The 12962-nt window shown below is 59.9% G+C and carries 12 protein-coding genes; 6 read left to right on the forward strand and 6 right to left on the reverse strand.

From position 1 onward, the window contains the following. Positions 1 to 21: 21 nt before the first annotated feature. The 4 genes from AC1Q8Q_RS22300 to AC1Q8Q_RS22315 form a co-directional block, all read right to left on the reverse strand. Positions 22 to 1677: an AMP-binding protein gene (locus tag AC1Q8Q_RS22300; protein ID WP_492615505.1), complete on the reverse strand. Its 1656-nt coding sequence runs from the start codon at positions 1675 to 1677 to the stop codon at positions 22 to 24. A gap of 162 nt (positions 1678 to 1839) precedes the next feature. Continuing rightward, entirely contained in the window at positions 1840 to 2295 is a 456-nt protein-coding gene (sixA, locus tag AC1Q8Q_RS22305; protein WP_020799698.1) for a phosphohistidine phosphatase SixA, read from the reverse strand. Beyond that, positions 2292 to 2639, reverse strand: a complete 348-nt coding sequence (locus AC1Q8Q_RS22310) for a DUF4389 domain-containing protein (protein WP_020799699.1) — start codon at positions 2637 to 2639, stop codon at positions 2292 to 2294. The genes sixA and AC1Q8Q_RS22310 overlap by 4 nt, the downstream gene beginning before the upstream one ends. A 29-nt stretch (positions 2640 to 2668) precedes the next feature. After that, positions 2669 to 3694 carry an NAD(P)H-dependent glycerol-3-phosphate dehydrogenase gene (locus AC1Q8Q_RS22315; RefSeq protein ID WP_020799700.1) on the reverse strand — a complete coding sequence of 342 codons (1026 nt, stop codon included), beginning with the start codon at positions 3692 to 3694 and terminating at the stop codon, positions 2669 to 2671. Between the two features lie 195 nt (positions 3695 to 3889). On the opposite strand from AC1Q8Q_RS22315, the gene AC1Q8Q_RS22320 reads away from it, so the two are divergent. From AC1Q8Q_RS22320 to AC1Q8Q_RS22345, 6 genes are all read left to right on the forward strand, one after another. Further along, positions 3890 to 6013, forward strand: a complete 2124-nt coding sequence (locus AC1Q8Q_RS22320) for a TonB-dependent receptor plug domain-containing protein (RefSeq protein ID WP_492615506.1) — start codon at positions 3890 to 3892, stop codon at positions 6011 to 6013. Between the two features lies 1 nt (position 6014). Further along, on the forward strand, positions 6015 to 6947 hold the full coding sequence (locus AC1Q8Q_RS22325) for an ABC transporter substrate-binding protein (RefSeq protein ID WP_492615507.1): 933 nt from the start codon (positions 6015 to 6017) through the stop codon (positions 6945 to 6947). Further along, on the forward strand, positions 6944 to 8845 hold the full coding sequence (locus AC1Q8Q_RS22330; RefSeq protein ID WP_492615508.1) for an ATP-binding protein: 1902 nt from the start codon (positions 6944 to 6946) through the stop codon (positions 8843 to 8845). Before AC1Q8Q_RS22325 ends, AC1Q8Q_RS22330 begins: the two co-directional genes overlap by 4 nt. A gap of 247 nt (positions 8846 to 9092) precedes the next feature. Beyond that, positions 9093 to 9608 (forward strand): 3-hydroxyacyl-[acyl-carrier-protein] dehydratase FabA, encoded by a 516-nt coding sequence (gene fabA, locus AC1Q8Q_RS22335; RefSeq protein ID WP_003179264.1) that lies wholly within the window; start codon positions 9093 to 9095, stop codon positions 9606 to 9608. 11 nt (positions 9609 to 9619) lie between these two features. Next, a complete protein-coding gene (gene fabB / locus AC1Q8Q_RS22340; RefSeq protein ID WP_008016529.1) occupies positions 9620 to 10840 on the forward strand; it encodes a beta-ketoacyl-ACP synthase I in 1221 nt (406 codons plus the stop codon). 389 nt (positions 10841 to 11229) lie between these two features. After that, on the forward strand, positions 11230 to 11418 hold the full coding sequence (locus tag AC1Q8Q_RS22345; RefSeq protein ID WP_020799704.1) for a hypothetical protein: 189 nt from the start codon (positions 11230 to 11232) through the stop codon (positions 11416 to 11418). A 70-nt stretch (positions 11419 to 11488) separates the two neighbouring features. Here the strand turns inward: AC1Q8Q_RS22345 and AC1Q8Q_RS22350 are convergent, their stop codons facing one another. Beyond that, a complete protein-coding gene (locus AC1Q8Q_RS22350; protein WP_168758808.1) occupies positions 11489 to 12031 on the reverse strand; it encodes a DUF2058 domain-containing protein in 543 nt (180 codons plus the stop codon). A 28-nt stretch (positions 12032 to 12059) separates the two neighbouring features. Then, the gene (gene mazG / locus AC1Q8Q_RS22355; protein ID WP_168759222.1) at positions 12060 to 12893 is read right to left on the reverse strand and encodes a nucleoside triphosphate pyrophosphohydrolase; all 834 of its coding nucleotides are present in this window, start codon (positions 12891 to 12893) and stop codon (positions 12060 to 12062) included. Positions 12894 to 12962 lie beyond the last annotated feature (69 nt).

Raw genomic sequence — 12962 nt, forward strand, 5'->3', positions numbered from 1 at the left:
CCTTGTTGGTTTTATCGTGGCTCAATCCTGCCACAGCACCGCTTCGGTGTGCTCGCTCCATTCTTCAAAGCGAGCGCCGTAAGTGGCTTCGATGACGTTGCGCTTGATCTTCAGGGTCGGCGTGAGAAAACCGTTTTCCACCGCCCAGTTGTCCTTGACCACCACCAACCGCCGCAAGCGTTCGTGCTTGTCGAGGACGCTGTTGACCTCTTCCAGCAGCTTTTCCAGGCTTGAATGCAACCCGGCCCGTGTCTCCTGCTGCCCGACGGCCGAAAGCACGCACAGGCCCAGTGGCGCATTCAAGCCATCACCGACCACGCACACCTGCTCGATGCGCGAATGCACCGCCAGGCGATTTTCGATCGGCGCCGGCGCTACGTACTTGCCTTTGCTGGTCTTGAAAATTTCCTTCAGGCGCCCGGTCAGGCGCAAGTTGCCTTCGGCATCTTCCTCGCCCTTGTCGCCGGTGCGCAGAAAGCCGTCCTCGGTGATGGTGTCGGCGGTTTTCTGCGGCTCCTTGAAATACCCCAGCATGATCGCGCCGCTACGTACCATGACCTCGCCCGATTCGTCGATGCGCACTTCGACCTCCGGGCACGGCATGCCAATCCAGCCTGGTTTGTTCTGCCCCGGCAGGCAAATGTGCGAGTAACCGCAACTTTCCGTCATGCCGTAGACCTCCAGCACGTCCAGTCCGAGCTTGCGATACCACAACAGCAGACTCAGGGGCACCGGCGCCGCACCGGACAAGGCCACGCGCAAGGCATCGAGCCCCAACCCGGCGAGGACTTTGTGCCCGACCCGCTTGCCGATAATCGGCAGCCCGAGCAGGAAATCCAGGCGCTTTGCCGGGATCTTGCTGTACACCCCCATCTGGAACTTGGTCCAGATGCGCGGCACGCCAAACAGCGCCGTTGGCCGGGCACGGCGCAAGTCCGTCAGGAAGGTGTCAAGGCTTTCGGCAAAGAACACGGTTTGCCCGGTGTAAATCGATGCCAGTTCGACGAACATCCGTTCGGCGACGTGACACAACGGCAAATACGACAGCAGTCGATCCGACTCATTGAGACCGAACAACTGCGTGCCGCGCGTGGTGGCGAATCCCAGGTTGGCGAAGCTGTGCATCACGCCCTTGGGCATGCCGGTGGTGCCGGACGTGTAGATGATGGTTGCCAGTTGATCGGCGGCGGGCTTGGGATCGTCCTGGATCGGCGAGCTGCGTTGCAGGTCGTCCCAGCTGAAATCGAAAGTGCCGGTTGGATGTAACGGCAGGCTGATGGTCGGCAGCTCGGGATTCACCCCATGGGACATGCCAGGCCAGTCATCGAGTTTACCGATGAATACCAGCGCCGCTTCGGAGTGTTCGAGCACCTGGGCCACCGATTCGGCGGTGAGGTTGGGGTACAACGGCACCGAGACATGCCCGGCCATCCAGATCGCCAGGTCGGCAATGATCCAGTGCGCGCAGTTTTTCGAGACCAGGGCAATATGACTGCCCTGGGGCAGTTCCCGGGATCGCAGCCAATGGGCCGCACAGCGTGCCTGATGACCGACGTCCTCCCAGCTCAAGGTCTCGACACGGCCACCGCCCACAGGCTGGACGAGAAAGCGCTGGCGAGGATGACGGGCCTCGCGCTCGTAGAAAACGTCCAGGGGCAAACGGGAAGCAGCAGGCATGGGACTCGCTCCTTTGTTTCTTGGTCTGGAGCAAGCGTAGCCAACCAAGCAAATGCTTGGTTGGCTATTTTTCAAGATCAGAAGATCGCAGCCTGCGGCAGCTCCTACGGGGGAACGCTGAAAGCCCTTTTAGGCGCCGCCGCTGGCTGTGGTCTTTTGCCTTTAAGGGTGCTTGATGCTGTTGAGCTTCATCGCGCCAATCAGCAATTCAGAGTTTTCCAGCTCGGCCAGACCAGCGGTGCTGACCTTCTCTGGCGGATGACCCGCACCATGTTGCAGGTAGCTGAGCAGGTTTCCCACGAGTGGGTTATGAGAAACCAGCAGTGCATTGGTGACCGACTTCAGCTGGTCAGTGACCCTGTCGGGATCATAATCCGGAGTCAGCCACTCGACGGTGCGTATTTCCGGTCCGAAACCCAAGGCATCCCGAACCAGCTGGGCGGTCTGCTGCGCTCGCGTGTAGGGGCTGGCATAGATCGCTGTCAGCGGCTGGCCAACCAGGTTGGCGGCGGCGCGCAGCACTTCTTCACGACCATTGGCAGTCAGCTCCCGCTCCGAATCGTGGGTTTTGGAGCCGTGTGGCTCGGCTTCACCATGACGCAATACCCAGAGTTTCATAGCTTGGGTTCCTCATCTCGGGCCGGATGTGGCGCAGGTGCCACGACGTGCGGCGCTTCACCTTCCGGCGTACGCGGCGTCGGCCAATCGGCGAACGGCCAGGGTTTCTGGTCGCTGTGGAAACTGCCGAAACGACCGATCTGGGCCAGGAACTGGCTCAGGCTGTCGCCGAAGTTCATCAGGCTGGCGCTCGGGGCGCCATAGATCAAACGATAGATCAATTGCACCAGCACCACGGCGCCAAGCATGAACTGCGCCACCTGCCACACCAGCAGGAACACCACCATCCACAGCACTCGAAGCAGGATGGACTCGTATTTGGCTTCTACTTTTGGATCACTCATTTCTCGCTCCGTTCCTGTGAAGTGGGGGTTCAGTTGAAGCCGCTGGTGGAAATAAAGTCGACATCGGTCTTCGGCTCGCCCCGCATCAACAGTTCGATCACCTGCTCAAGCGTGCGCCCTTCGAACAGGATCGCGTGCAACCCGGCGACCAACGGCATGTACACGCCAACTTCCTGGGACTTGGCCTTGAGCACCTTGAGCGTGTTCACGCCTTCGGCAACTTCGCCCAGGCGATTGACTGCCTCTTCGAGGCTCAAGCCCTGGCCGAGGGCGAACCCGACCTGATAGTTACGGCTTTTTGGCGACGAGCAGGTCACGATCAGGTCACCCACGCCCGCAAGGCCAAGGAATGTCATCGGGTTGGCACCCTGATTCACCGCGAAGCGGGTCATTTCCGCCAGCGCCCGGGTAATCAGCATGCTCTTGGTGTTTTCGCCCATGCCCATCGCCACCGCCATGCCGGCAATGATCGCGTAGACGTTTTTCAACGCACCGCCCAGTTCGACGCCAAACCGGTCGGCGCTGGCATACACGCGAAAGGTGCGGCCGTGCAGCACGTCCTGGACATGCTGGCAGAGCGCCTCGTCTTCGCTCGCGACCACCGTGGCGGTCAATGCATGTTCGGCGATTTCACGGGCCAGGTTCGGCCCGGACAACACACCGATGCGTGCCTGTGGCGCGATCTCTTCGAGAATCTGGCTCATCAGCTTGAAGGTGTGGGCTTCGATGCCCTTGGTCAGGCTCACCAGCATTTTGCCGCTGAGTCGATCAGCATGCGGGGCCAGCACCGAGCGCAACGCGCTGGAGGGCAGCGCGACAAAACTCAGGTCGCACGCATCCAGGGTGGCCAGCAGGTCAGTGACCGGCGTGACACCGGGCAGGATCTTGATGCCTTTGAGGTAACGCGGGTTCTCGCGATTGACCCGGATGGCCTCGGCCTGTTCAGGGTCACGCATCCATTGCAGGACTTGATGACCATTTTCGGCCAGCAAGTTAGCCACGGCGGTACCAAAACTTCCGCCTCCCAAAACCGCGATCGGGCGCTGTTGAGTCATATGTAATCCGTTAATCCATACCAGTGGCAATGTCGGCATTATACGGAGCGCCCCCGTGTCGGCCAGTCCCCGCGTCAATTACCGACATGGGTAGGAAGAAGTCCGGTAATACCTAGGAAAATGCTTACATCGTGACTGGAAAAGTCAACGGGCTCGGTTAACATGCGCGCCATCGATGGTTAACAAGGATGTGCTGTGTCCCTGGGTTCGACTTCACCCCATTCGCCGTTGGTCCTGGCGCTGGTGTTCAGCTCGCCGGCGATGGCCGACGACTTGTTTCTCGACAGCGAACCGTTGCCGCAAGTACTCACGGCCACGCGCCTGAAACAATCGCCGGCTGCCGTGCCGGGGAGCATGACGGTGCTCGACACCGCGCTGATCAATGCCAGCGGCGCGCGCGACATCAGTGAAGTGCTACGCCTGGTACCCGGCATGATGGTCGGCAATATCAGCGGTAATCAGGCCACGGTGAATTACCACGGCACCAGCGCCACCGAAGCACGGCGCCTGCAAGTGTTGATCGACGGTCGCTCGGTGTACCGCGCGGGTCTGGCCACGGTGGACTGGAGCGACATTCCGGTGGCCATGGAGGACATCGAGCGTATCGAGGTTTTCCGCGGCCCGAACACCGTCAGCTATGGCGCCAATGCGCTGATGGCGGTGGTCAACATCATCACGCGCAATCCGGCCGACAGCCACGGTACGCGCCTGAAAGTCACCCGCGGCCAGCGTGGCATCGACGACTTTTATGCCAGCCAGGGCGTGGGTTGGGAGGACGGCGATTTACGCCTGTCGCTGTCTGGCCAGCAAGACGATGGCTTTGATACCGACCGTTGGGGCGGCGACTACCATGACGGTCGACGTTTGAAGCGCTTCAACCTTGCCGTTAGTCAAGCGCTCGACGAACGGCAAAGTATCGAATGGCAGGTGAATGCCAAGGACGGCACCAACCAACGCCCCTATACCTACCGCCCGGTGTTTTCAGGGATTACCCGCGCTGGGGACAATTCCGACGTCAGCGCCAAGGACTACGCCGGCTCGCTGCGCTGGAATCTCGACCTGAACACCGAGCACAGCCTTTACATCCAGGGTTCGGCCCAGCACTGGGACCGTCAGCAAACCTGGCGCGCCTGCGATGCCGAAGTATCGTTCAGCCCCGAACTCAGCGAGCTTTGGCAACTCAACCCGAACTACACGGAACGCCTGGCGCGCAACATCGAGAGCTTTCTGGTCTCCGGAGCCCCTGACGCCGATCCGACCCAACGCGCATTGGCCAATCAAGTCCTCGACCAGTGGCGCAACGGCGCCCGGCGAACGGTCTGCGGCGATATCGATCAAAGCACTCGGGAATCGCGCTATGACCTTGAATTGCAGGATACCCTGAGCCTGTCCGATAACCTGCGGCTGGTCAGCGGATTGAACTATCGTTACGACCGGGCAGATTCCGAGACCTACTTCAATGGCACTCTCGATGACACCACCTGGCGAGCGTTCGGCCAGCTCGAATGGCGCGCCAGCGAACACTGGCTCCTGCAGGGCGGTGCCATGTTCGAAGACACGCGGTTGATCGGCAGCTCTCTGAGCCCACGGATGGCGGTCAACTACCTGATCAATCCGCGCCACGGCTTGCGTGCGGTGTATTCGCAAGCCGTCCGCTCGCCGGACATGTTCGAGAACAACGTTAACTGGAGCTACCAGGTCACCCACCTGCAACCCGGCGCCTATGGCCAGTCCAGTGCCCGCTATTTCGTCAAAACCCGCGGCCCCGGTGACCTCGACCAGGAACACATGCGTTCCCGGGAGCTGGGCTATAACGGTTACTTCGCCGAATCGGGCCTGGCCGTCGATGTAAAGCTGTTCTATGACGAGATCACCGGGATGATCAGTGAGCCGCTGCGCAATAACCAGTACATCGCCAGCAATGCCAACTCCGCGCGCTACACCGGAGCGGAAACCCAACTCGACTGGAAAATCAGCAGCGCCGACCGCTTGCGCCTGACGTATGCCTACGTCGACGCTGACGCGAGCAACCTGCTAGATGCACAACAGACTGCAGGCAACAGTGGTTCTGCCGCCTGGTTGCGCGACTGGGGCCATGGCTGGAACAGCGCGCTCTTCTATTATGCTGACGACGCGCTCAACGGCTACCGCTTCGAACGCCTCGACACGCGCATCGCCAGGCGCATCCGCCTGGGCAAGACTCATCTGGAACTGGCCGGTGTGCTGCAGCAGCGCCTCGACAACCAGCCTACTTCCTTTGTCGACAACAACTATGACGAGCGTCGCTTGATGTATTTCAGCGCGCAGCTGGCGTTTTAAGATGCCGCATCGCCCGCCACGCAAGCCGTCAATCCTTGGCCATCTGTTGGCCATGGCTTGCCTGGTATTCGGTGGCTGGCTACCCAGCCATTCGGCCAGCGCCGCGGACATTCTCCTGACCGGTGTCGACGATAGCCCCGGCGTGCAATCCTTCGTCCAGGCCCTGGTGCAATTGCGACCGGCCGACAACGTGCACTTCCAGCCATTGGCCAGCCTGCCGCCACCGGGCAAGCTGGCGGCGGACACCCGCTTGATCCTGCTCGATCTGCCCAGTCTGGACTGGCGCCTGCAGGACCCTCGCGGCCCGGCGACACTGGTGCTGCGCATCAGCCGCCTGCAGGCGCGACAACACCTTGGGCACGCCCTGCCCCCGCACCTCAGCCTGCTCTGGAGCGATCCGCCACTGGACCGGCAATTGCGCCTCACCCGTGTCCTGCTGCCCGAGGCCAAGCGGGTTGGCGTCCTGTACGACAGCCATAGCGAGTTCCTGTTGCGGGAACTGCGCCAGGCCGCCTATCCCCTGGGTCTTGAAGTGGTCACCGAACGTTGGGAAAACACCCAGGACAGTCGTCCCTTGCAGGCTTTGCTGGACAACAGCGATGTAGTACTGGGCCTCGACGACCCCGATCTGTACAACCCGAAAACCGCGAAAAACCTGTTGCTCAGCAGCTATGCGCGGCAGCTGGCCTTGATCGGTCCCAATGCAGGGTTCGTCAAGGCCGGGAGCCTGGCCAGTACCTACAGCGATCAAAGCGACTGGCTGGCGATTCTCGATGAGCTGCTCGACCTGCCACCCGCCACGTGGCCACGCACGCAATATCCACACCGCTTCAAAGTCTCCAGCAATCGGCAGGTGTCTCGTTCCCTGGGGCTTGAACAGGTAAATGAAGTGGCTGTCGCAACGCTGTTGGCAGAAGGAGAACGCCAGCCATGACCTTCCGTCGCCGCTGGGACATCAGTACCCGTACCCAGATCATCAGCCTCGGCCCTGCCCTGCTGCTGACGTTACTGTTGATCAGTTTCTTCACTTTCGTGCGGATCCAGGACCTGCGCCAGGAGCTCAACCACACCGGCCAGTTGATTGCCAACCAACTGGCGCCGGCCACCGAATACGGGGTGATTTCGGGCAATAACGAGGTGCTCGAAAGCCTGCTCAAGGCCACGCTGGCAACGCCCAACGTACGGTTCCTGGAGGTGCAGGACAGCGCCAACCGGATTCTGGTGTATGTCGAGCAACCTTCGGCAAGCTATCAAAAGCCGCACCAGGTTGAAGTCTTCCAGGCCCCCGTGCGCCTGCAACGGATCGCGCTGCACAATGATTTTTTCCAGGACGGCAGCGTGCCCCCCACGGCGCCCGCCGAGGATTACCTGGGTCGGGTGATCGTTGGCCTGTCCAATGATGCGTTCAGCCAGCGCCAACAGGAAATCCTGCTCAAGGCCGGCATTCTGGCGCTGTTCGCCCTGCTGTTTACCTTCATGGTCGCCCGGCGCCTGGCCGCGAGCCTGTCGCAACCGATCCGCGATATCGGCAATGCGGTCAAGGCGATCCAGGCCGGCGACTACAAGACGCCCCTGCCCATCGTTGACGACACCGAACTCGGCGCCCTGTCCCAACATATCAACAACCTCGCCAAGGGGCTCGAGCAGGCCAGCCACGAACAGCACCAGGCCATGGCGCAGTTGATCCAGACCCGCGAGGAAGCGGAAAAGGCCAATAACGCCAAGTCCGACTTCCTCGCCATGATGAGCCACGAACTGCGCACGCCGATGAATGGCGTGCTTGGCATGCTGCAATTGCTGGAAACCACCCAGATGACCGAAGAACAGCTCGAATACGCGGCTCTGGCTTCGGAATCCACCGAGCACCTGCTCAAAGTCATCAATGACATTCTGGATTTTTCGCGTATCGAACGCTCAGAACTGGAGTTGGAGCATATCCCCTTCAATCTCGCAGACCTGATCGGCAGTTGCGCCCAGTCGTTCCAGCACAGCGCCGTCCAACGCGGGCTCGATCTACAGTTGCAGATCCCACAAGACATGCGCGCGCTGCAGGTTCAGGGTGACCCGACGCGCATCCGGCAAATACTGGTCAATCTGGTCGGCAATGCCCTGAAGTTTACCGAACAGGGACGCGTGCGCATCGAATCGCAGTGGCAGTCCCTGGATCACGAACTGCTGTGGTTCACCTGCACGGTGCGCGACAGTGGGATTGGCATTCCCCCCGAAAGCCTGGAATTGATGTTCGACGCGTTTCAGCAGGCCGACAGCTCCATATCAAGACGCTATGGTGGGACCGGCCTGGGCCTGCCGATTGCACGCACACTCGCCGAACGCATGGGTGGCACCTTGCGCGCCCAGAGCGAGGAAGGCCGTGGCTCGATATTTACCCTCGAGATTCCGCTGGCGTTGTATCAGCAAGCCTTGCCGGCTCGGGCACCGCGCGTACCGACCCACAAGGGGGATGGCGAAGGGCGCAATGTGCTGCTGGTCGAAGACAATCCGGTCAACCAGACAGTGATCGAAGCCATGCTGCGCAGCCTCGGCTTTACTGTCAGCGTCGCCGCCGATGGCGCACAGGCAGTACGCAGTGCCGAGAGCCTGATTTTCGAGGCGATACTGATGGACTGCCGACTGCCGGTCATCGACGGTTATGAAGCCACCCGGCAGATTCGTGAACTGCCCGGCTGTACCGACTTGCCGATCATTGCCCTGACCGCCAACGCCTTGCAGGGGGATCGCGAAGCTTGTTTGTCGGCGGGAATGAACGATTACCTCGCCAAGCCCTTCAAACGCACTGATCTTCAGCAAATTCTGCAGCGATGGGTGCAGTAGTACAGGCCTTTCGAGCATCTGTGACTGGCGTGAAAGGCGAAAGTGCGGCAGTCTTAGGCACCCGAACAAGCTCGAAAAGGGGCTTGATTAAAAATTTCAGTGCACAAGTGTACATTCATGTCCTTGGTGCTGTGACTTTCACTACAACGCAATAGTCTATGAGTAGGCTGCCGGTTCGAGGCATGAACGCTTCGATCGGCCGGGATGATTTGCCCCACCTGCCGCATGGGACTATTGAGGAGCTCGCATGACCAAACAAAACGCCTTTACCCGGGAAGACCTGCTGCGCTGCAGTCGCGGTGAGCTGTTCGGCCCAGGTAACGCGCAACTGCCCGCCCCGAACATGCTGATGGTCGATCGCATCACCCTGATCAGCGAAGAGGGTGGCAAGTACGGCAAAGGTGAATTGGTCGCCGAGCTGGATATCACTCCGGACCTGTGGTTCTTCGCCTGCCACTTCGAAGGTGATCCGGTGATGCCGGGCTGCCTGGGCCTCGACGCCATGTGGCAATTGGTCGGTTTCTTCCTGGGCTGGCAAGGCCTGCCGGGCCGTGGCCGTGCGCTGGGTTCGGGCGAAGTGAAATTCTTCGGCCAGGTCCTGCCGACCGCCAAGAAAGTCACCTATAACATTCATATCAAGCGCGTCCTCAAGGGCAAGCTGAACCTGGCCATCGCCGACGGTTCGGTGACTGTCGACGGTCGCGAAATCTACACCGCCGAAGGCCTCCGGGTCGGCGTTTTCACCTCCACTGACAACTTCTAAGGGTTATCCGCATGCGCCGCGTCGTTATCACTGGTCTGGGCATTGTTTCGTGCCTGGGCAATGACAAAGAGACCGTCTCCGCTAACCTGCGTGCAAGCCGCCCTGGCATCCGGTTCAACCCGGAATATGCCGAAATGGGTCTGCGTAGCCAGGTTTCCGGCTCCATTGACCTCAACCTTGAAGAACTGATCGATCGCAAGATCTATCGCTTCGTCGGCCACGCGGCGGCATACGCCTACCTGGCCATGAAAGACGCCATTGCTGACTCCGGCCTGACCGAAGAGCAAGTGTCCAACCCGCGCACCGGCCTGATTGCCGGTTCCGGTGGCGCATCGACACTGAACCAGATGGAAGCGCTGGACATCCTGCGCGAGAAAGGCGTAAAGCGCGTTGGCCCATATCGCGTCACGCGGACCATGAGCAGCACCGTTTCCGCCTGTCTGGCCACTCCGTTCAAGATCAAGGGCCTGAACTACTCCATCGCTTCTGCCTGCGCCACCAGTGCTCACTGCATCGGTACCGCCATGGAACAGATCCAGATGGGCAAGCAGGACATCGTTTTCGCCGGCGGCGGTGAAGAAGAACACTGGAGCCAGTCGTTCCTGTTCGACGCCATGGGCGCATTGTCCAGCAAGCGCAACGACACTCCGGAAAAAGCTTCCCGCGCCTACGACGCAGACCGTGACGGCTTCGTCATTGCAGGCGGTGGCGGCATGGTCGTGGTGGAAGAGCTGGAACACGCTCTGGCCCGCGGCGCGAAAATCTACGCGGAAATCGTTGGCTACGGCGCGACCTCCGACGGCTACGACATGGTCGCCCCAAGCGGCGAAGGCGCGATCCGCTGCATGCAGCAGGCGCTGTCCACCGTCGACACCCCGATCGACTACCTGAATACCCACGGCACTTCGACTCCGGTCGGCGACGTCGCGGAAATGAAAGGCGTGCGTGAAGTGTTCGGCGACAAGGCTCCGGCCATCAGCTCCACCAAGAGCCTGTCGGGTCACTCCCTGGGCGCCGCCGGCGTTCACGAAGCGATCTACTGCATGCTGATGATGGAAGGCAACTTCATTGCCGGTTCCGCCAACATCGACGAGCTGGACCCAGAAGTGGCCGACCTGCCGGTACTGACCAAGACCCGCGAAAACGCCACCATCAACACTGTGATGAGCAACAGCTTCGGTTTCGGTGGCACCAACGCCACGCTGGTACTGAAGCGCTGGGAAGGCAAGTAATTCCCCGCTGCTGAGCCGCACATGAAAACGCCCCGACTGGTTCGGGGCGTTTTTTTGCCTTCAAAAACGCAAAACCCTGTGGGAGCGAGCCTGCTCGCGAAGGCGGCCTGACAGTCGATAAAGATGTTGAATGTGATGCCGTCTTCGCGAGCAGGCTCGCTCCCACAAGATCGGCCTTTAGGCCGCGAATCTTCCTCGTGAACATGAAGCTTTTGTCATGGAACTCAACAGCCTGCGACTGAATGTCGCGGATTACGCGGGCAGCAGGACTGTTTCCAATTCTGCAACAAACTCTTTCCAGACTCAGTCGTTTACTTAGCTAGCTACCAAACTCTATAACAGAGTCCTGCACATGCCTTGCTGCAGATAATAGAAATTGGAGCTAGCAGATGACTGTAAAAGTAACTGAACGCGACGATTCACGCATGTCACACGAAGGCGTAGCCGCCGGTGTCCGCATCTGGGATGTGTACCAACAGGACCTGCTGGTCGGGATGTTCCATAGCGAGACTGACGCCCACAACTACAAGGCCGAACTGGAAACTCTGGAGCAGCAACGAGCGCTACGCTCCGCTTGAGCAATGACCGCATTAAAAACGACAAACCCCGCCATGAGCGGGGTTTGTCGTTATTGCAGCCGTTAACCGCTTACCACATCAGGTCATCCGGGATCTGATAGGCCGCGTACGGATCGTCCTCGGCGGCCACTTCTTCGGTCTGCACATTCAGTTGCACGATGCGCAGTGGATCGCGCTCCTGGATCTTCAGGGCAGCTTCTCGGGGGATCACTTCGTAGCCTCCGGCGTGATGCACGATGGCCAGCGAACCGTTGCTGAGCTTGTTACGCATCAGCGTGTTGACCGAGAGGCGCTTGACCTTCTTGTCGTCGACGAAGTTGTAGTAGTCCTCGGTCGTCAGTTTCGGCAGGCGCGTGGCTTCAATCAATTGCTTGATCTGCGCGACACGGGCCTTGGCCTCGGCTTTTTCCTGTTGCTGACGGTTGAGCTCCTGATCGCGCTTGACCTTCTCGGCCATGGCCTCCTGGGCTGCACGCTGCTGGGAATCATCAAGCTCGATCTGCCCCTTGTGGGCCAGGCGTTGCTGCTTCTGTTTGTCTTTGCTGACCTGCTTGGCCTGCTTCTGGTTGACCAGCCCTGCTTTGAGCAACTGGTCGCGAAGGGAAATGCTCATGGTGCTTATTACTCACTTAGGCAACTGCTCAACCGCAGCTGGGCACATTCTTTTCCTGGCGTTTGGCTTCGCCCCACAGGGCGTCCAACTCTTCGAGGGTGCAATCTTCCATGGGACGATGGGTGTCGCGCAATGCCTGTTCGATAAAACGGAAGCGTCGTTCGAACTTGCTGTTGGCACCACGCAGCGCAGTTTCCGGATCGACCTTGAGGTGACGCGCCAGATTAACCACGGAAAATAGTAGATCGCCGACTTCATCGGCAATCGCCACCGAGTCGTTGTCGGCCATCGCTTCGAGTATTTCATCAAGTTCTTCGCGAACCTTGTCCAATACAGGCAAGGCGTCGGGCCAATCGAAGCCGACCTGCCCTGCGCGCTTTTGCAATTTTGCCGAACGGGACAGTGCCGGCAAGGCTGCCGGGACATCGTCGAGCAAGGACAGCTGTTGCGGTGCAGCGGATCTCTCCGCACGCTCTTCGGCCTTGATCTCCTCCCAGCGCTGCTTGACCTGCTCTTCATTCAAGCGCGGTACATCCAGCGGCGCGTACAGATCACCGGTGGGAAATACATGCGGATGACGGCGGATCAGCTTGCGGGTAATGCTGTCGACCACGCCAGCGAATTCGAAACGCCCTTCTTCCCGCGCCAACTGGCTGTAGTAAACCACCTGGAACAGCAGGTCGCCCAACTCACCCTGCAGGTGATCGAAATCACCCCGCTCGATGGCATCGGCAACTTCATAGGCTTCCTCGAGGGTGTGCGGGACGATGGTGGCGTAGGTTTGCTTGATGTCCCACGGACAGCCGTACTGCGGGTCGCGCAGGCGGTTCATCAGGTGCAATAAGTCTTCAAGGCTGTACATCATTAATCCCATTCAAACGCACTGTAGGAGCTGCCGCAGGCTGCGATCTTTTGATCTTAAAAAATCAAG

The sequence above is a fragment of the Pseudomonas sp. GW823-FHT06B06 genome, from assembly GCF_058795195.1.

Coding starts and splice junctions, on each gene's coding strand:
- AC1Q8Q_RS22300 (WP_492615505.1), bottom strand. CDS start 1,677: ATGCCTGCTGCTTCCCGTTTGCCCCTGGACGTTTTCTACGAGCGCGAG.
- sixA (WP_020799698.1), bottom strand. CDS start 2,295: ATGAAACTCTGGGTATTGCGTCATGGTGAAGCCGAGCCACACGGCTCC.
- AC1Q8Q_RS22310 (WP_020799699.1), bottom strand. CDS start 2,639: ATGAGTGATCCAAAAGTAGAAGCCAAATACGAGTCCATCCTGCTTCGA.
- AC1Q8Q_RS22315 (WP_020799700.1), bottom strand. CDS start 3,694: ATGACTCAACAGCGCCCGATCGCGGTTTTGGGAGGCGGAAGTTTTGGT.
- AC1Q8Q_RS22325 (WP_492615507.1), top strand. CDS start 6,015: ATGCCGCATCGCCCGCCACGCAAGCCGTCAATCCTTGGCCATCTGTTG.
- AC1Q8Q_RS22330 (WP_492615508.1), top strand. CDS start 6,944: ATGACCTTCCGTCGCCGCTGGGACATCAGTACCCGTACCCAGATCATC.
- fabA (WP_003179264.1), top strand. CDS start 9,093: ATGACCAAACAAAACGCCTTTACCCGGGAAGACCTGCTGCGCTGCAGT.
- fabB (WP_008016529.1), top strand. CDS start 9,620: ATGCGCCGCGTCGTTATCACTGGTCTGGGCATTGTTTCGTGCCTGGGC.
- AC1Q8Q_RS22345 (WP_020799704.1), top strand. CDS start 11,230: ATGACTGTAAAAGTAACTGAACGCGACGATTCACGCATGTCACACGAA.
- AC1Q8Q_RS22350 (WP_168758808.1), bottom strand. CDS start 12,031: ATGAGCATTTCCCTTCGCGACCAGTTGCTCAAAGCAGGGCTGGTCAAC.
- mazG (WP_168759222.1), bottom strand. CDS start 12,893: ATGTACAGCCTTGAAGACTTATTGCACCTGATGAACCGCCTGCGCGAC.